Origin of the sequence: Nocardia amikacinitolerans NBRC 108937 (assembly GCF_001612615.1) — a bacterium.
Lineage (GTDB): Bacteria > Actinomycetota > Actinomycetes > Mycobacteriales > Mycobacteriaceae > Nocardia > Nocardia amikacinitolerans.
Genome location: NZ_BDAU01000002.1, coordinates 178,169 through 194,374, shown reverse-complemented (window position 1 = coordinate 194,374; position 16,206 = coordinate 178,169). Strand labels below are relative to the sequence as shown.

At 69.1% G+C, this 16,206-nt stretch carries 16 protein-coding genes; 11 read left to right on the top strand and 5 right to left on the bottom strand.

The window, feature by feature from the left end:
* Window positions 1–2: 2 nt before the first annotated feature.
* The 5 genes from NAM01S_RS03110 to NAM01S_RS03090 all read left to right on the top strand — a co-directional run bounded on the left by NAM01S_RS03110 (window position 3) and on the right by NAM01S_RS03090 (window position 5,717).
* Window positions 3–1,166 (top strand): hypothetical protein, encoded by a 1,164-nt coding sequence (locus NAM01S_RS03110; protein WP_067778833.1) that lies wholly within the window; start codon window positions 3–5, stop codon window positions 1,164–1,166.
* The gene (locus tag NAM01S_RS03105; RefSeq protein ID WP_067778830.1) at window positions 1,166–1,942 is read left to right on the top strand and encodes an SDR family oxidoreductase; all 777 of its coding nucleotides are present in this window, start codon (window positions 1,166–1,168) and stop codon (window positions 1,940–1,942) included. The genes NAM01S_RS03110 and NAM01S_RS03105 overlap by 1 nt, the downstream gene beginning before the upstream one ends.
* Window positions 1,943–1,959: 17 nt before the next feature.
* Window positions 1,960–3,123, top strand: coding sequence for a sulfotransferase family protein (locus NAM01S_RS03100; RefSeq protein ID WP_067778827.1), 1,164 nt, complete (start codon window positions 1,960–1,962; stop codon window positions 3,121–3,123).
* 348 nt (window positions 3,124–3,471) lie between these two features.
* A complete protein-coding gene (locus NAM01S_RS03095) occupies window positions 3,472–3,984 on the top strand; it encodes a DUF2199 domain-containing protein (RefSeq protein ID WP_067779056.1) in 513 nt (170 codons plus the stop codon).
* Between the two features lie 269 nt (window positions 3,985–4,253).
* Window positions 4,254–5,717, top strand: coding sequence for a flavin-containing monooxygenase (locus NAM01S_RS03090; RefSeq protein ID WP_067778825.1), 1,464 nt, complete (start codon window positions 4,254–4,256; stop codon window positions 5,715–5,717).
* 7 nt (window positions 5,718–5,724) lie between these two features.
* On the opposite strand, the gene NAM01S_RS03085 is transcribed toward NAM01S_RS03090, so the two are convergent.
* The gene (locus NAM01S_RS03085) at window positions 5,725–6,411 is read right to left on the bottom strand and encodes a PaaI family thioesterase (protein ID WP_067778822.1); all 687 of its coding nucleotides are present in this window, start codon (window positions 6,409–6,411) and stop codon (window positions 5,725–5,727) included.
* A gap of 221 nt (window positions 6,412–6,632) precedes the next feature.
* Here NAM01S_RS03085 and NAM01S_RS03080 point away from each other — a divergent pair, with 221 nt between their 5' ends.
* On the top strand, window positions 6,633–7,286 hold the full coding sequence (locus tag NAM01S_RS03080) for an HAD family hydrolase (protein WP_067779053.1): 654 nt from the start codon (window positions 6,633–6,635) through the stop codon (window positions 7,284–7,286).
* A 12-nt stretch (window positions 7,287–7,298) separates the two neighbouring features.
* On the opposite strand, the gene NAM01S_RS03075 is transcribed toward NAM01S_RS03080, so the two are convergent.
* Window positions 7,299–7,892 (bottom strand): TetR/AcrR family transcriptional regulator, encoded by a 594-nt coding sequence (locus NAM01S_RS03075; RefSeq protein WP_067778819.1) that lies wholly within the window; start codon window positions 7,890–7,892, stop codon window positions 7,299–7,301.
* A 21-nt stretch (window positions 7,893–7,913) separates the two neighbouring features.
* Here NAM01S_RS03075 and NAM01S_RS03070 point away from each other — a divergent pair, with 21 nt between their 5' ends.
* Both NAM01S_RS03070 and NAM01S_RS03065 read left to right on the top strand, forming a co-directional pair.
* Complete coding sequence (locus NAM01S_RS03070) at window positions 7,914–8,282, top strand: hypothetical protein (RefSeq protein WP_067778816.1); 369 nt, start codon at window positions 7,914–7,916, stop codon at window positions 8,280–8,282.
* The gene (locus NAM01S_RS03065; protein ID WP_067778813.1) at window positions 8,279–8,785 is read left to right on the top strand and encodes a hypothetical protein; all 507 of its coding nucleotides are present in this window, start codon (window positions 8,279–8,281) and stop codon (window positions 8,783–8,785) included. Before NAM01S_RS03070 ends, NAM01S_RS03065 begins: the two co-directional genes overlap by 4 nt.
* On the opposite strand, the gene NAM01S_RS03060 is transcribed toward NAM01S_RS03065, so the two are convergent.
* The gene (locus tag NAM01S_RS03060; protein WP_067778810.1) at window positions 8,769–9,524 is read right to left on the bottom strand and encodes a hypothetical protein; all 756 of its coding nucleotides are present in this window, start codon (window positions 9,522–9,524) and stop codon (window positions 8,769–8,771) included. The genes NAM01S_RS03065 and NAM01S_RS03060 overlap by 17 nt on opposite strands.
* A 128-nt stretch (window positions 9,525–9,652) precedes the next feature.
* On the opposite strand from NAM01S_RS03060, the gene NAM01S_RS03055 reads away from it, so the two are divergent.
* Window positions 9,653–10,318 (top strand): TetR/AcrR family transcriptional regulator, encoded by a 666-nt coding sequence (locus NAM01S_RS03055; RefSeq protein WP_067778807.1) that lies wholly within the window; start codon window positions 9,653–9,655, stop codon window positions 10,316–10,318.
* A 4-nt stretch (window positions 10,319–10,322) separates the two neighbouring features.
* On the opposite strand, the gene NAM01S_RS03050 is transcribed toward NAM01S_RS03055, so the two are convergent.
* Entirely contained in the window at window positions 10,323–11,120 is a 798-nt protein-coding gene (locus NAM01S_RS03050) for an ABC transporter ATP-binding protein (protein WP_067778804.1), read from the bottom strand.
* A 34-nt stretch (window positions 11,121–11,154) separates the two neighbouring features.
* A complete protein-coding gene (locus NAM01S_RS03045) occupies window positions 11,155–11,826 on the bottom strand; it encodes a FadR/GntR family transcriptional regulator (RefSeq protein ID WP_067778801.1) in 672 nt (223 codons plus the stop codon).
* Window positions 11,827–12,087: 261 nt separating this feature from the next.
* Here NAM01S_RS03045 and NAM01S_RS03040 point away from each other — a divergent pair, with 261 nt between their 5' ends.
* Window positions 12,088–13,764 (top strand): 2-isopropylmalate synthase, encoded by a 1,677-nt coding sequence (locus NAM01S_RS03040; RefSeq protein ID WP_253798189.1) that lies wholly within the window; start codon window positions 12,088–12,090, stop codon window positions 13,762–13,764.
* Window positions 13,765–13,826: 62 nt separating this feature from the next.
* The gene (locus NAM01S_RS03035; protein WP_253798141.1) at window positions 13,827–16,115 is read left to right on the top strand and encodes a LuxR C-terminal-related transcriptional regulator; all 2,289 of its coding nucleotides are present in this window, start codon (window positions 13,827–13,829) and stop codon (window positions 16,113–16,115) included.
* The last annotated feature ends 91 nt before the right edge of the window (window positions 16,116–16,206 follow it).

Here is a 16,206-nt window from a genome sequence, read left to right as displayed (position 1 = left end):
TCTTGCTGACCCAGCCGTTCGCGGACGCGATCGCCGCCGCCGAGCAGATCATCACCGAAGCGCCACACATCAGGACCGAACAGGATCTGGTCGAGGGCTACGACTACCTGGCGGGCAGCATTCGCGCGGCCTTGCAGATGGCGTGGGCCTACGAGCGGGACTTTCCGTTCTTCGTCCAGTCGACCGGCCCGTACACCAAGATGGGCCTGGACAACCCGGACACCCTGTACTTCCACTCCTACCTGCGGCCGGACGCGGAATACCTGGTGACCGGCACCCGCGGCAGCACGCGGGACCTGAGCTTCCAGGTGCTCAACGGCAACTACTCGCCGGTCGACGTGCCCGACAGCGAGACCGCCTTCGACGACCGCGCCTTGGACGTCGCCCCAGACGGCACCTACCAGTTGCGGCTCGGACCGGGCGAGGCCCGCCCCGGCTACGTCCACCTCGCGCCCGACTCCGCGATGCTTGTGGTGCGCGAGGTGTTCAGCGACTGGTCCACCGAGAAGCCGGGCACCCTGCGCATCCAGCGCGTCGACACCATCGGCTCCGCGCCGCCGCCGCTGACCAAGGATCTGCTGACCAAGCGCTACGGGATCGCGGGCAAGATGCTGCTGTCGCGGCTGAAGACCTTCCTGGCCTTCCCGGAGTGGTTCTATCTGAACCTGCCGGTGAACACGATGACCGAACCGCGGTCGACCCCCGGCGGCCTGACCACCCAGTTCTCCTCCGCAGGTCACTACGAACTCACCGACGACCAGGTCATGATCATCACGGTGCCCAAGTCGGACGCGCCATACCAGGGCTTCCAGCTGGGCAGCATGTGGTACCTGTCGCTGGACTACATCAACCACCAGACCAGCCTCACCGCCGACCAGGCGCGCGTCGATCCGGACGGCATGATCCGGCTGGTGGTCAGCGAGCGCGACCCCGGGCTGGCCAACTGGATCGAGCGCACCGGGCACGCCAGGGGCTATCTCCAGTTCCGCTGGCAGCGGCTGTCCAGGGATCTCAAACCCGAGGACGGTCCGACCGTGGAGATCGTGGAGTTCGACGAATTGTCCACGCGCCTGCCGTATTACGAGCAGGCGCGGGTGACGCCCGAGGAGTGGAAGGCACGGATCGCGGCCCGTCAGGTCGCCGTCGCGGAGAGGATGCTCGGCTGATGTTGTTGCAGGACAAGGTGGTTGTGGTCTCCGGCGTGGGGCCGGGGCTCGGCAAGGCCATCGCGGTGCAGGCGGCCAAGGCGGGCGCGGACTTGGTCCTCGCCTCGCGCACCGAATCGCGGCTGACGGAGGTCGCCAAGGAAATCGCCGAGATCGGCAGGCGCGCGGTGGTGGTGCCCACCGACATCAACGATGAAGCGGCGGTGACCAACCTGGTCGAGACGGCGACGAGCGCATTCGGCCGGGTCGACACGTTGGTGAACAACGCCTTCGCGATTCCGCCGCTCGCGGATCTCGCCGAGGTAGATCTCGATCAGGTCCGTGCGGGTTTCGAGACGAACGTGCTCGCCGCGCTGCGCCTGACCCGGATGTTCGTGCCCGCGCTCACCGAGACGAAAGGCTCGGTGGTGATGATCAATTCGGCGGTGCTGCGCCACTCCCGCCGCACCTTCGGCCCGTACAAGATGGCCAAATCCAGCCTGCTCGCGCTGGCCCAGAGCTTGGCGACCGAGCTGGGTCCCAAGGGCATCCGGGTGAATTCGGTGGCCCCGGGCTACATCTGGGCCGACAACCTGAAGTGGTATTTCAACTACCTCGCCCAGCAGCGCGGCATCACGCCGGAGGAGGTCTACGCCGAGACCGCTTCGACCATCGATCTGCGCAAGCTGCCCGAGCCCGACGAGATCGCCGACGCCGTCGTGTTCTTCGCCTCGCCGCTGGCGCGCGCGATCACCGGCGCGTGTCTGGACGTCAACGGCGGCGAGTACCACCACTGATGAGGAGAGAGCAGAGCATGATCGGCAGGGACGACGTCGGCACCGTCGAGGATCTGCACGCCTCGGCCACCAAGGTCGTCGGGCTCGACGACTTCGGCGACGACGCCTATCGCGAAGGGCTGCAAGTACTTCTGGAGTCCTACGCCGAGGACGCGGAGCTGACGCCGTTCGGCAACAAGGTCAACCGCGCCTTCCTGCGCGGCGCGCTGATCGCCAGGCTGCTCAGCGAGAACGCCTGGCAGCGCCACCCCGAACACGCGGAGGTGGCGATCGAACGGCCCATCTTCGTCACGGGGCTGCCGCGCTCGGGCACCACGGCCGTGCACCGGCTGCTCAATGCCGATCCGGCGCACCAGGGCTTGGAGATGTGGCTGACCGAGATGCCGCAGCCGAGGCCGCCGCGCGAGACCTGGGCCGACAATCCGGTGTACCAGCGCATCGAGGCGGCGTTCGAGAAGCACCACGTGGAGCATCCGGAATTCATGGGCGTGCACCACATCTCGGCCGATCAGGTGGAGGAGTGCTGGCAGCTGCTTCGGCAGTCGGCGATGTCGGTGTCCTACGAATGCCTCGCCTACCTGCCGGGGTATTCGGAATGGCTGGCCGGTCGCGACTGGACCGACGCCTACCGCAGGCACCGCCGCAACCTGCAACTGATCGGTCTGCCGGACGCGAATCGCCGCTGGGTGCTGAAGAATCCGAGCCACCTGTTCGCCTTGGACGCCATCTTCGAGGTCTACCCGGACGCGCTGATCATCCAGATGCACCGCGACCCGCGCACCATCATCGCCTCGGTGTGCAGCCTCAATGAGCAGGCCTCGGCGGGGTGGTCGGAGAAGTTCCGCGGTCCCGTGGTCGGCCGGACGCAGCTGGATCTGTGGGCGCGCGGCGCGCAGCGGTTCCTGGAAGACCGTAAGCGGCACAACGCCGCTCAGTTCGTCGACGTCCACTACGACGATTTCGTGGCCGATCCGATCGGCACGGTGGGCTCGATCTACCGGCACTTCGACATTCCACTGAGTACGGAGGCCGAGGCGGCGATGGCCGCGCTGCACACGGAGAGCACGTCGGGGGCAGCACGGCCGTCGCATCGGTACTCGCTGGACGATTTCGGCCTGACGGTGGACCAGGTCGACGAACGTTTCGGCGAGTACCGGGCGGCGCACTTCCCGGATCGCTGAGCGGTTTCGCCGGTCGGCGGCACCGCCGACCGGCGAACCTGACGCAGACGGCCAAGTTGCACCGCATGCAATTTCGGCTGGAAGGGGTAGCGGGCCTACGAATCATGCTGCGAAGCAACACTTTTCACCTTCGAACCCCGGATTCCATTCTGGATAAGACATCCGGCGTACGATTGCGCTGAGCGCAATCCTCGGGTGATGCCGTCATCCGCGGTCACCTGTACCAAGACGGTACCGCCTCGATGCCCCACCTGCCACCGATGAGACGCGGGTCCGCATCCCGAGTCTTGCGGGAGTGTCGGTTCTCGGAGCCCGGAGGCTCAGGACCCGGCTTCTATGCTGACGGGCATGTCAACGGATCTGGGGTTCCTCTGCTCGTGCTGCGGACAGGAACACGACGGACTGCCATTCGGCTATGGCACGGTCGCGCCCGCCTACTGGAACGAGGACCTCGAAGGCAGCCCGGGCAACGTCCTCGATGGCGAGCACTGCGTCATCGGCGGGGAACACTTCTTCATCCGGGCTCGCCTGGTCCTGCCGATCGTGGACGCGGAGAACGACTTCGAGTGGGAAGTGTGGGTTTCATCGAGCAAGTCCAACTTCGACCGTGCGACGGAGCTGTGGACCAGTCCGGAGCGAGTGCAGGAGCCACCGTATTTCGGCTGGCTGTCCACCGAACTGCCCACCTACGAACCGACGACCCTGAACTTGAAGACCAAGATGCACAGCCAGCCCGTCGGTGTTCGTCCGACGGTGGAGCTGGAACCCACCGACCACCCGTTGGCCGTGGAACAGCGAACAGGCATCACTCTCGCTCGCGTGCAAGCCATCGCTGAACAGCTGCTCCACCCTCGACACTGACGACCGGAATCCGAGTTCGGCACTTCTCGCACGGCTTCGCCGCGAGACCTTCCGCAGGGCCGCCGCGCGTCATAGCGTTGAGTTATGGCAGCGACGCCGCGACGCCTTGCTCTCGCCGACGACATCGTCCGGTGGCGTTCGGCGTGGGTGCCGGGCGGGGCCGGGCTGTCGATGGGCGTGCACACGGCGGAGAGCGCCCCGATTGTGGCGTGGCGGCGCCCCGCTTCTGCCCGTTCCCGGTGCCGTCCCGCTGAACGGAGAGCCGAACCATGAGTGCGAACCGGGAGCCCGCGATCGCGGTGATCGGTGCGGGGATGTCGGGCATCTGTATGGCGATCACGTTGCTGCGCGGGGGTTTTCGCGAGGTGACGATCTTCGAGAAGTCGGACCGGTTCGGCGGTACCTGGCGTGAGAACACCTATCCCGGGTTGACCTGCGATGTGCCGTCGCGGTTCTACCAGTTCCGCTTCGCGAAGAATCCCGATTGGTCGCAGTTCTTCGCGCCGGGTGCCGAGATCGAGGAGTACTTCACGCGGGTGGCGCACGAGTTCGGGCTGCCGGGTAGGACACGGTTCGGCGCGGAGGTCTGCGGTGCGGAGTTCGAGAACGGGCGATGGACTGTGACAACCGTGCGGGGGGAGCGGGAGCGCTACGACTTCGTGCTGTGCGCCACCGGCATCCTGCACCACCCCCGCACGCCGGACCTCCCCGGCTTGGCCGACTTCGCGGGCGCGGCCTTCCACTCCGCGCGCTGGGACCACAGCGTCGAGCTGACCGGCAAGCGCGTCGGCGTGCTCGGCACCGGCTCCACGGGCGTGCAGATCGTGACCGATCTGGCCGGAAAAGCGAAGCCCCTGACCATGTTCCAGCGCACGGCGCAGTGGGTCGCCCCGCTGCCGAACGGCCGCTACTCCAGGCTCACCCGCGCCGCGCACCGCCGCTACCCGGTGCTCGACGAGCTCGGCTACGCCGTCACCCACCGGATCTTCGAGTTCCTGATGGGCGCGCTCACCGAACCGGGGCCGAAGCGGAAGCTGGTCGGCGGGTTGTGCCGGGCGAATCTGCGCTCGGTGCGCGACCCGGCCCTGCGCGCCGCGCTGACGCCGGAGTACGAGCCGATGTGCAAGCGGCTGGTGATCTCCGGTGGCTTCTATCGCGCGGTGCAGCGTCCCGACGTGGAGGTGGTGACCAGCGCGGTTGATCACCTCGTGCCGCGCGGTGTCGTGACGGCCGACGGCCGCGTGCACGACCTGGACGTGCTGGTGCTGGCGACCGGCTTCGACGCGCACGCGTTCATGCGGCCGATGGGCATCGTCGGCGTGGACGGCCGGACGCTGGAGCAGGCCTGGGCGGACGGCCCTCGGGCGTTCGAAACCGTTGCGCTGCCCGGCTTTCCGAACATGTTCCTGCTGATCGGACCGCACAGCCCGGTCGGCAACTACCCGCTCACCCTCATCGCGGAGACCCAGGCCGAGCACATCCTCGGCTGGATCCGCCGGTGGCGGGTGGGCGAGTTCGACACCGTCGAACCGACCGAGGCCGCCACCGAGCGCTACTACGCGCAGCTACGTGCGGCACTGCCCAAGACGGTGTGGGCCACCGGCTGCCAGAGCTGGTACCTCGGCAAGGACGGCAACCCGGAACTCTGGCCGTGGACACCAGCCCGCCACCGCGCGCTCATGGCGCGCGCGCCGGACCCGGCCAACTACCGGTTCGCGGGTGCCACGAAGTGACCGGCCGTTACTGCTGGCCCGGCTTCAGGACGATGAACAGGCCGTTGGCCTCCGCGCACAGGCGGTCGCCGTCGTGCAGGGTGGCGCGGACGTAGACTTTGCGGCCCTCCTTGCGCTCGGCCCACGCGTGCAGCCGCAGCTCGGTGTTCAACGGGGTGATCGAGCGGTAGTCGACGGTGAGCGAGGCGGTGCGGGTGACCGCGCCCGCGTGCACCGCGGCCGCCATGCCGAGCAGGTCGTCGAAGCCGATCGCGATCTGGCCGCCGTGCGCCGCCCGGTTGCCGCCGAGGTGATAGGTGCGGAAGGTGATGCGAGCCTCCACGCCGTCGCGGTCGGCCCGGTCCACCACGAAGGGCGGCAGCGTGATGTTCCCGCGGGCGGGCAGGTCGACCCGTGTCCAGGTCGGTGCGGACCACTCGTCGACGACGGCGGCGTCGAGCTTGTCGTTGAGCTCCTTGAGGATGGCGATGGTCTCCAGAGCCAGCTCGTCGGACGGCGACGACAGCCGCGCCCGGTCCATCAGACCGCGCACCTGCTCGATGAAGGCGCCGTAGTGCGGCCCGCCGCGGGAGATGTCGACGTCCTGGGTCGCGGCGTCGATCAGCTCGGTCATCGGCCGGAATCCGCCCTCGTGGTGCTCTTCGGTCGGTAGCCGGTCGCCCGGTAGCGCGTCGCCGGCCCGCTGTTCGTTCATGAGAACAAGTTATCGGTTGCCCGTCGGATGCTCCCGCGGCGGGGGCGGTCGCGCGGGCGGTCCGGTTCCGGCGGCCCCCGGCCATGACCGGAATCCGCTGCCCCTACGCTGGGTACCCGATCACCCATCAGGTCTACCGAATACACCACGCGAGCTCGGCGCCGCCGGTCCGTGACCGCCCGGCGGTCGTGCTCTCGCGAACGGCGAAAGGCGTTGCACCGATGCGTATTACGGCAGTCGTGTTCGACATGGACGGCGTGCTGATCGATTCCGAGCCGGTCTGGGAGCGGGTGCGGCGCGAGTACGTCGCCGAGAAGGGCGGTCGCTGGCTACCGGACACGCAGAAGCGACTGATGGGCATGAGCACGGGGGAGTGGTCGGAGTACCTCAGCGGCGAGCTCGGGGTCGGCGAGCCGCCCGAACGCGTGGCCGACGACGTCATCGAACGGATGGCCGCGCAGTACGACCGCAGCGTCCCGCTGCTGCCAGGAGCGGTCGCCGCGGTGCAGCGGATGAGCGAGAACTGGCCGCTCGGGGTCGCCAGCTCCTCGCCGAGGACGCTGATCGACACCGTGCTCGGGCGCACGGGGCTGATCGAGTTCTTCGACGTGACGTTCTCCACCGAGGAGGTCGACCGCGGCAAACCCGCGCCTGACGTGTACGTCGCGGTGGCCGGATTCCTGCGCAAGAAGTCGACCGACTGTGCGGCCGTGGAGGATTCGAGCAACGGGCTGCGCGCCGCGCACGCCGCGGGCATGCGGGTGATCGCCGCGCCGCGCCCGGAGTATCCCCTCGATCCCGACGCGCGGGCGCTGGCCGATCAGGTCATCGACGGGCTCGACGAACTGACTCCCGCGCTGGTCGCGGGGAACTGAGCAGACCGCCCGTCAGCGGCGGTACGACTCGAGCAGGGTGCGGGCGGCCGCGGTCAGGTCGGCGTCCAGCCAGTCCGGCAGCGCTGGGGCGTGCGCGTGCCTGCGCAGCGCGGCGTAGGGCAGGTCGACGACCGCGCGGCTGACCGCGTCGATCTCCCGGTGCCCGTCCGCGCCGAGCAATTCGCGGGTGATGCGGCGCAGTTGCTCGAACAACCGGGCGTTCATCGCCTCGAGCCGGGCGTGGAACTCGTCGTCCGGGCCGCCGTCGAGCAGGTCGCGCGGGCGCAGCTCGAGTAGCAGCCGGGCGTCCTCGGGCAGCTCACGACCGAAGCGGATGGCCGCACCGGCCATGGCGACACCGGCCTCGACGGCATCGGCGTGGTTCGCGGCCGCCAGGGTTCGCTGCTGGAAGCGATCCAGCGAGCGAAACCAGACCGCGGTGAGCACGCCGTTGCGGTTGCCGAAGCGGTGGTACAGCGTGCCCACCGGCGCGCCGCTGGCCTTGGCGATGGCCGCCACGCTCGCCGCGCGGGGGCCGTCGGCGAGCACCAGAGCGCGTGCTGCGTCGAGGATCACATCGGTGTCGTGCTTGCGGGGTGGCGCCATCTACTAGTACGTTCCTTCTATATGGAGCGATTGTCCTATATCGACCAGCATGCCAGAGAAGTCGACGCGAATCGCGACCGGACCTGGAAAGCGCTGCTGAAAGTCATGTGCAAGGACCCTCACGATCCCGCCAGCGTGCCCGCCGGATTCGTCCTGGATGCCGCCGACGAACCGGCCAGGCTCGCGATGAGCGGGCAGCACTGGTTCTCCCGTTACGAGCTGATCTTCGAACTCGAGGACCAGGGGCAGAGCCGAACCAGGGTCCTGGCCACGAGCCGAGGGGATTTCCCTGGTCTGCACGGCAAGATCTATCGCGCGCTGGTCGTCGGCAGCGGTGGTCACGCGTTCCTGGTGCGGCGCATGCTCGGCCGAATCGCGGCCGCCGCATGATCCGCGGAACGCGCTGGGGCGCAACCGAAGCCGAAGTCGACGACGCGCTGCCCTGCGACGAGCTGGAACCCGCCGGGCTGCAGGCGGATCGGGCGATCAGCATCGCCGCGCCGCCGACGGTGGTGTACAGCTGGCTGTGCCAATTGCGGGTCGCCCCATACAGTTACGACCTGCTGGACAACTGGGGGCGCCGCAGTCCGCGGGTGCGCGACCCGCACCTCACCGAACTCGAGGTCGGCCAAGAGTTCATGTCGGTCTTCCGGCTCGACTCGTTCGTCCTCGGCCGCCACATCACGCTCGTCTCCGGACGGATCGTCGTCACCTACGCCGTGCGCCCGGAGGGTGCGGGCACTCGGCTCGTGGTCCGCGCGCGTTTCGGTACGCCGCCGATCGTCGACCAGCTGCTCGCCTTCGGCGACGTCTTCATGACCCGCAAGCAACTGCTCACGCTGCGCGAGCTGGCCGAGGCCGAAGCGCGGCGGACGGTCACCGGGCCCGAGTGAACGGAATGCGGCGGCGAAGAGCGTTCAGCGCTGCCGCTCCGCGGCTGGCTCGCGCCAAGGCGTGGAACTGCCAGCTGTCCCCGCCGGGGACGATCCCACCGGATTGCAGTGCGTCGAGCAGGTCGAACAGCGTCTCGCCCTCGGTCATCAGACCCGCGGCGTCGAAGTGATACCGGTCCACGGCTGCGCACTGCACGAAGGTGCCGTTGCCGTGGATCGCGGGGGCGGTGTCGTCGTAGGGGTAGAAACGCAGACTTCCGTCGAAATGTCCGCTGCCCAGGTAGCGGACGATGATCCGCGTTCCGCCCTCCGGCGTGAGATCGACGTAGACCTGGCCGGGAAGTGGATCGTATCGCCAGTCGGGGAGGGCGTCGAAGAACGCGAAGTTGTACTTCACGAACTCCTCTTGCCCGACCAGCGTCCGACCGAACGTCGTCGGATCCTTGTATCGCACGTCCGCCGTGTACAACTCGTGGTTGAGCGACATATCGCGCATCAGCCAGCTCCACCAGTACTTCTTGGCCCATTCGACGGTCCAGCCGATGTCGATTCCAAGGGTCCGGTAATGGGCGACCTTGCGATCGAAATCCTCGAACCATCGGCGAGTCATGGCGTTGAGCTCGTCCTCACCGAGCACCCGGACCCGGCCGCCCCCGCGATTGCCGCTCAGGAACTCGGGCACCGGTTGCCGCAGTCGGGGCTGGGCGAGTGCTTCCTGGAACAGCGCTTCATCGAACATCGGAGCTCCTCCGGGGCGTGCGCCGATCGCACTAACTAGAAACGATCGTTTCTCGTGTCACCGTACCTTTGTGCCCGTTCTAGAATCAACCGTTTCCTGTTGGTGTCCGAGAGGAGGTGTGCGGCGGTATGGAGGATGTCCCGCGCGAATCGGCCCGCGCGAAGGTGTGGCGCGGCCAGACGCTGACCGATCGTGCGCGCGAACGGCATGCGCAGCTGTTGCGAGCCGGATTCGAGCTTTTGGGCACCGAAGGCACGTCGGGTGTGACCGTTCGCGCGGTGTGCAGGCACGCGGGGCTGAGCCCGCGCTACTTCTACGAAAGTTTCACCGACACAGACGAGTTGACGACCGCCGTCTATGACCGATGTGACGCCGAGCTGGCCGCCGCGATGTTCGCGAACGCGCAACGTGCCGATCTCGCCGCAGCGGTCGCTGCCGCCGTCGGAGCGGCCGCCGAGTTCTTCGCGGCCGACCCGCGACGCATCAGGATCTTGCTGCGCGAGCCGCTCGCCAACGAGGTGCTCAGGAACCGGCAGGCCGAAGTCGTTCCCGAGCATCTGGCCGCCGCCGTCGCCGCCGTCTTCGAGTTGTTGGACGCCGACGCCGCGCGACCGGATCCCGCCGAACTCGCGATGACGGCGAGCGCACTGTCGGGCGCTCTCGTCTGTCTCGTCCTCGACTGGGCCGACGGCAGGCTCGCCGTCGGCATGCCGCAGTTGGTCGATCACGCGACCCGGCTGGTCGTCACGACGATGACGGACCTGGCGCAGGGACGAGCGCGTTCGGCGCGGTGATCGGTCAGGGCGTGAACGTGTGCAACGCATCCACCTTCGCCCGCGCGGTCCAGCGCCCGCGGTCGTAGGCGACCTCGACGGGGTGGTCGAACGCCGCGGACACATTGGCGGTGGTCAGCGTCTCGCGGGCGGGGCCCGTCGCGACGGTGCGGCCCTCGGCGATGAGCAGGGCGTGGGTCGTGCTGGTCGGCAGTTCCTCGAGGTGGTGGGTGACCAGGACCGACGCGACCTCCGGATGGGTGCGGTCGAGGTTGTCGATCGTCTCGAGCAGTTGTTCGCGCGCGGCCACGTCGAGACCGGTGGTCGGCTCGTCGAACAGCAGCAGCCGGGGTTCGGCGACGAGCGCGCGGGCGATGAGCGTGCGCCCGCGTTCGCCCTGTGAAAGCGTCGGCCAGCTGTTGTCCCCCTTGCCCTTCAGACCGACCGACTCGATCATGGCGTCCGCCCTGCGCACCTGCTCGGCGGTGGGCGTCCAGCGCATCGGGGTGTCGATGGTCGCGGTGAGGCCGGTGAGCACGACCTCGCGGACGGTGAGCGGGGAGCGCAGCGGGTGCCGCGGGTTGACGTGACCGATGGCGTGGCGCAGCGCGGCCAGTTCGACCCGCCCCATCCGCTCGCCGAAGATGCGCACCGCGCCCGAGGTCGGGAAGGTGACTGCGCCGCAGAAGCCGAGCAGGGTGCTCTTGCCCGCGCCGTTGGGGCCGAGCAGTGCCCAGTGTTCGCCCGCGCGCACGGTGAGCGAGATGCCGTCGATGATCTGCTTGCCCTCGCGGCGGAAGGTCACGTCGGTCAGCTGAAGCACGGGCGCGGTCGCGGGTGTTTCCTCCTCGGAACGATCACGAGAACGCCGCCTTCAGGGCGGTGAGATGGGCGCGGCTGAATTCGGCTGCCGCCGTGGGGTTTCGGTGCGCGATGGCGTCGACCAGCCGGATGTGCGCCTCGTGGTCCTCGGATTCCGACGGCACGGGGCGGATCTTCAGCATGTCGATCATGGCCTGGCGCAGGCGCGGCAGGAAGGTATCGAAGAGCTGGGTCAGCACATCGTTGTGCGCGGCGACGATCACGGCGCGGTGGAACGCCATGTCGGCGTCGACGTGCTCGTCGACCGGCTCGCCCCGCGTCTCCCGCGCCGAGAGCGCGCGGCGGATCGTGCGCAGGTCCGCGGGTGTGCGCCGGGTGGCGGCGAGCGCGGCGGCCTCGGCCTCGATGGCGATCCTGGCCTCGATCACCGACGCGATGGCGGCGCGGCGCAGCACCGCGTCCCACTCCTCGGTCACGTCCAGCGCGGTGACGAAAACGCCCGCGCCCTGGCGGCTGTCCAGCACGCCCTTGCCCGCCAGTTCGCGGATGGCCTCGCGCAGCGTGGAGCGGCCGACGCCCAGCTGAGCGGCCAGGGTCGTCTCGCTGGGCAGCCGGTGCCCGAGCGGCCATTCACCCGCGCGGACGCGGGCGAGCAGCAACTCGGCCGCCTGCGCGGCGAGCGGGTGACGGCGAACCTGCGAGACCATCGAACCTCTCTACTTGTCTGAGGAGTTGTGTAGAGTCTAGCCATCATGACGCGCATGCTTCTGCTCAGCCGCCACGGCGGGGCCTGATTCGACCTGGCCGCCCCGCCGTGGGGCTTCGTCGTGGCCGGTCACCTCTCGTATGCGCAGGCCGTCCCGGCCGGAAAGCAGACCATGACAACGCGTGTTCTCCCCACCGTTCACACCCCGGAAGGCCCCGTCGCCGACGGTGCGCCGCACTGGAACAGACAGCGGCACTCCGCGATGCCGTCGCACCGCTATCGCGCCGTCTACGACCGGGTGGAAGTACCCCTGACACAACGTGATTGGCCGAACGCGCGGATCACCGCGGCGCCCCTCTGGGTCCCGGTCGATTTGCGCGACGGCAACCAGGCGCTCGCCGAGCCGATGGACCCCGAACGCAAGCGGCGCTTCTTCGAGCTGCTCGTCGCCATGGGCTACAAGGAGATCGAGGTCGGCTATCCCTCGGCCTCGCGGACCGATTTCGATTTCGTCCGGCTGCTGGCCGAGACCGAGCTCGCGCCCGAGGACGTGACCATCGTCGTGTTCACCCCCGCCCGCCGCGACCTCATCGAACGCACGGTGGAATCGGTGCGCGGCCTGCGCAACGAGGTCGTCGTGCACATGTACACGGCCACCGCGCCGACCTGGCGGGAGGTGGTGCTCGGCAAGGACCGTGACGCGCTGCGCGAGCTGATCCTGGCGGGCGGGCGCGATGTGCTCGAGTTCGCCGGTGGTCTGCCCTCGGTGCGTTTCGAGTTCTCGCCGGAGGTGTTCAACCTGACCGAACCCGATTACGTGCTCGACCTGTGCGACCGGATGACGACCCTGTGGGACGCCACCCCGCAACGACCGGTCGTCCTGAACCTGCCCGCGACCGTCGAGGTCGCCACCCCGAACGTGTACGCCGACCAGATCGAGTACATGCACCGCAACCTGGCCCGCCGCGACAGCGTGATCCTCTCGGTGCACCCGCACAACGACCGAGGCACCGGCGTCGCCTGCGCGGAACTGGCGGTGCTGGCGGGCGCGCAGCGGGTGGAGGGCTGCGTCTTCGGCAACGGTGAGCGCACCGGCAATGTCGACCTGGCCACGCTGGCGCTGAATCTGCACGCGCAGGGCGTCGACCCGATGATCGACTTCTCCGACGTGGACGAGATCGCCCGCACGGTCGAGTACTGCACCCGCATGCCCATCCACGAACGGCACCCGTACGTCGGCGCCCTGGTGCACACGGCCTTCTCCGGCACCCACCAAGATGCGATCAAGAAGGGCATGGCCGAGCACCGCGCCCGCGCCGCGGCGACCGGACGCCAGGAGCGCGAGATCGATTGGCGGGTACCGTATCTGCCGATCGACCCGGCCGACCTCGGCCGTTCCTACGACGCCGTCGTCCGGGTCAACTCGCAATCCGGCAAGGGTGGCATCGCCTACCTGCTGCACGCCGAGTACGGCCTGGACCTGCCTCGGCGGTTGCAGATCGAGTTCGCCCGCCGCGTCCAGGCGCACGCCGACGACACCGGCCTGGAGATCACCGCGGCCGAGTTGCACGAGCTGTTCACCGCCGCGTACCTGGACGACCCGGAATCCGCGCCCGTGGCGCTGAAGGAATGGCGCACCGGCGCCGCGACCACGGACATCACCCTCACCGTCGACGGCGCGACGTCGACCACCGAGCATCGCGACGTCGGGCCGGTCGAAGCGCTCACCCGGGCGCTGGCCGCGGCGGGGCTGCCGGTTCGGGTGCTCGGCCTGACCCAGCATTCGATCGGCACGGGCAGCGACAGCACCGCGATCACCTATCTGGAATACCGGATGGGCGAGCGGACCGGGTGGAGCTGCGGACGCGCCGACTCGGTGCTCGGGGCCTCGCTCGCGGCGGTGATCCGTGCGGCCAATCGGGCGGCATCGTCCCGCTGAATAGCGGCAAAACGCCCGCCGTGTCGGCCATACGTGCGAAGGTATTCGGCGTGGTGCGGCACGTGACAGGAAACCTCCCCGCGGAGGTGACGAGCTTCGTCGGACGCGGTGATGAACTCGCCGCGGCGAAGCGACTGCTGGCCACCACGCGGGTGCTCACCCTGACCGGACCCGGCGGGGTCGGCAAGACCCGGCTGTCGCGTCGGGTGGGGGAGTCGGTGCGGCGGGCGTTTCCGGACGGGGTGTGGCTGGTCGAGGTCGCCCACGTCCAAGAGGGGGATCTGGTGGCGTTGAGCGTCGCGCAGGCGCTCGGCCTGCGCGACGACACCAGCGCACCGCTGGCGGGGCTCACCGAGTTCCTCGCCGACAAGAACCTGCTGCTCGTCCTGGACAACTGCGAACACCTGATCGACGCCTGCGCGGCGCTGGTGAGCAGGCTGATCCCGGCCACCACCGGGGTACGGATCCTGGCGACCAGCCGGGAACCGCTCGGCGTGGACGGCGAGCAGGTCATGCCGGTCTCGCCGCTGCCCGTCCCGACGGCCGACGAGCTGACCGGGGAGATCGCCGCGGGCGAGAGCGAAGCGCTGCGCCTGCTCATCGACCGGGCGGCGGCGGCCAACCCCGAATTCCGGGTCACCGCCGCCAATCTCCCTGTCCTCGCGGCGATCTGCCGCCGTTTGGAGGGCATCCCGTTGGCGTTGGAGCTGGCGGCGCTGCGGCTGCGGATGTTCACCCCCGACCAGGTGCTGGCCCGCCTCGATGACGCCATGCGGCTGCTCACCACGGGCCTGCGCACCGCGCCGCGCCGCCAGCAGACCCTCGAAGCCGCGATCAGCTGGAGCTACGACCTGTGCACGCCCGACGAGCAGCGGCTGTGGGAGCAGCTCGCGGTGTTCGCGGGCGGTTTCGATCTCGACGCGGCCGAAGCGGTGTGCGTGGTCGATCCGCCCGACGCGCTGGTCGACGCGTTGACCGGACTCGTCGAGAAGTCGGTGCTCGGGCACCGGCACGACAGCGACGGCAGCGGCCGCTACACCATGCTCGAGCCGCTGCGGCAGTTCGCGCTGGCCAAGCTGGCCGCCGCCGGTGACGAACGGGCCGTGCGCATCCGCCACCGCGACCACTACCATCGCATCGCCCGCCGCGGCCGCACCGCCTACTGGGGCGGCGAGGACGTCGCCTGGTTCCGCGACGTCACCAGGGAGCACGCGAATATGCGTGCCGCCCTTCAGTTCTCGCTGTCCGATCCGGAGGGCGCGCACCGGGCGCTGGAGATCGCGACCGAACTCCGCCCGTTCTGGGAGCACTACCGGTTCCTGCTGGAGGGCTACCGCTGGCTGGTGGAGGCGATCGGAAAGGACAGGGCGCACACGGTCGATCGGGCCCGCGCGCTCGCGGCCGCGTCGGTGATCGCGGCCATGCTGTCGGACACCGCGGAAGCCACCAGGTACGCGCGCGAATGCGTGGAGCTGGCCACCGAACTCGATGCCGCCGAGGTCCTTGTCGAAGCGACGTTGCTTTCGGCGCTGCTGACCTTCAGTGAGAACGATCCGCACCGCGCGCTCGAGGTCGCGCTCACCGCGGCCGAGCGCGCGGGCGAGGTCGGTCACCACGGTGCCGAGATGGAGAGTCTCGCCTTCGCCTACGTGTGCGCGCTCGTGCTCGAGGACGAGCGCGCCGACGTCGTCGCCGAGCGTTTCCTGGCGAAGACCGTCGAACACGGCTCACATCTGCTCGGCGGGCTCGCGTATTGGGCTGTGGGGACGAATCATTGGCGCCGCGGCGAGCAGGAGCGCGCCGCGGGCGACCTCCGGCGCGCGGTCGAGCAGTTCCGGTTGTTCGACCGATGTGTGTGGACCGCTTCGGGTTTCGACGGTCTGGCTTGGGTGTCGGCCGCCGAGGGCGACCGGGTGCGTGCGGCGCGGCTGATGGGAGCGGCGTCCACGGTGCGGCGCGGCAGCACCCAGCGACTCGCCCACGCGATGACCGAGGTGGTCGGCGACAAAGTGCGCGATCAGGTGCATCGGGCCATGGGGGACAAGGAGTTTCGCGCCGCGTTCGACAGCGGCGCCGCGCTCGGCACCGACGAGGCGGTGCGCTACGCGCTCGGCACGGCGCCCCTCGTCGTCGAGCGGGCGCCGAAGCCCGCCGCGGCCGACGTCCTCACGCGCCGGGAGAAGGACGTGGCCAAGCTGGTCGCCGCCGGATACAGCAACAAGCGGATCGCGGCCGAACTGGTGATCTCGGTCCGCACGGCGGAAAGCCACGTCGACCACATCATGACCAAACTCGGGTTCGAGTCACGAACCCAGATCGCGGGCTGGGTCGCCGAGCATCTGCCCGACTGATCGCGGGCAGCCGGGCCACGGTCACCGTGCGCCGAATCGATCGCAGCTGCGCCGAATCGTTGTGCGCCGGGCGTCTTCGCCGGACCGGTGT

Bases quoted from the DNA above. Each gene is read 5' to 3' on its own strand.
- NAM01S_RS03090 (WP_067778825.1), top strand. From the start codon at position 4,254: ATGAGTGCGAACCGGGAGCCCGCGATCGCGGTGATCGGTGCGGGGATG.
- NAM01S_RS03060 (WP_067778810.1), bottom strand. From the start codon at position 9,524: ATGTTCGATGAAGCGCTGTTCCAGGAAGCACTCGCCCAGCCCCGACTG.
- NAM01S_RS03065 (WP_067778813.1), top strand. From the start codon at position 8,279: ATGATCCGCGGAACGCGCTGGGGCGCAACCGAAGCCGAAGTCGACGAC.
- NAM01S_RS03055 (WP_067778807.1), top strand. From the start codon at position 9,653: ATGGAGGATGTCCCGCGCGAATCGGCCCGCGCGAAGGTGTGGCGCGGC.
- NAM01S_RS03080 (WP_067779053.1), top strand. From the start codon at position 6,633: ATGCGTATTACGGCAGTCGTGTTCGACATGGACGGCGTGCTGATCGAT.
- NAM01S_RS03045 (WP_067778801.1), bottom strand. From the start codon at position 11,826: ATGGTCTCGCAGGTTCGCCGTCACCCGCTCGCCGCGCAGGCGGCCGAG.
- NAM01S_RS03100 (WP_067778827.1), top strand. From the start codon at position 1,960: ATGATCGGCAGGGACGACGTCGGCACCGTCGAGGATCTGCACGCCTCG.
- NAM01S_RS03105 (WP_067778830.1), top strand. From the start codon at position 1,166: ATGTTGTTGCAGGACAAGGTGGTTGTGGTCTCCGGCGTGGGGCCGGGG.
- NAM01S_RS03075 (WP_067778819.1), bottom strand. From the start codon at position 7,892: ATGGCGCCACCCCGCAAGCACGACACCGATGTGATCCTCGACGCAGCA.
- NAM01S_RS03085 (WP_067778822.1), bottom strand. From the start codon at position 6,411: ATGAACGAACAGCGGGCCGGCGACGCGCTACCGGGCGACCGGCTACCG.
- NAM01S_RS03095 (WP_067779056.1), top strand. From the start codon at position 3,472: ATGTCAACGGATCTGGGGTTCCTCTGCTCGTGCTGCGGACAGGAACAC.
- NAM01S_RS03040 (WP_253798189.1), top strand. From the start codon at position 12,088: ATGCCGTCGCACCGCTATCGCGCCGTCTACGACCGGGTGGAAGTACCC.
- NAM01S_RS03070 (WP_067778816.1), top strand. From the start codon at position 7,914: ATGGAGCGATTGTCCTATATCGACCAGCATGCCAGAGAAGTCGACGCG.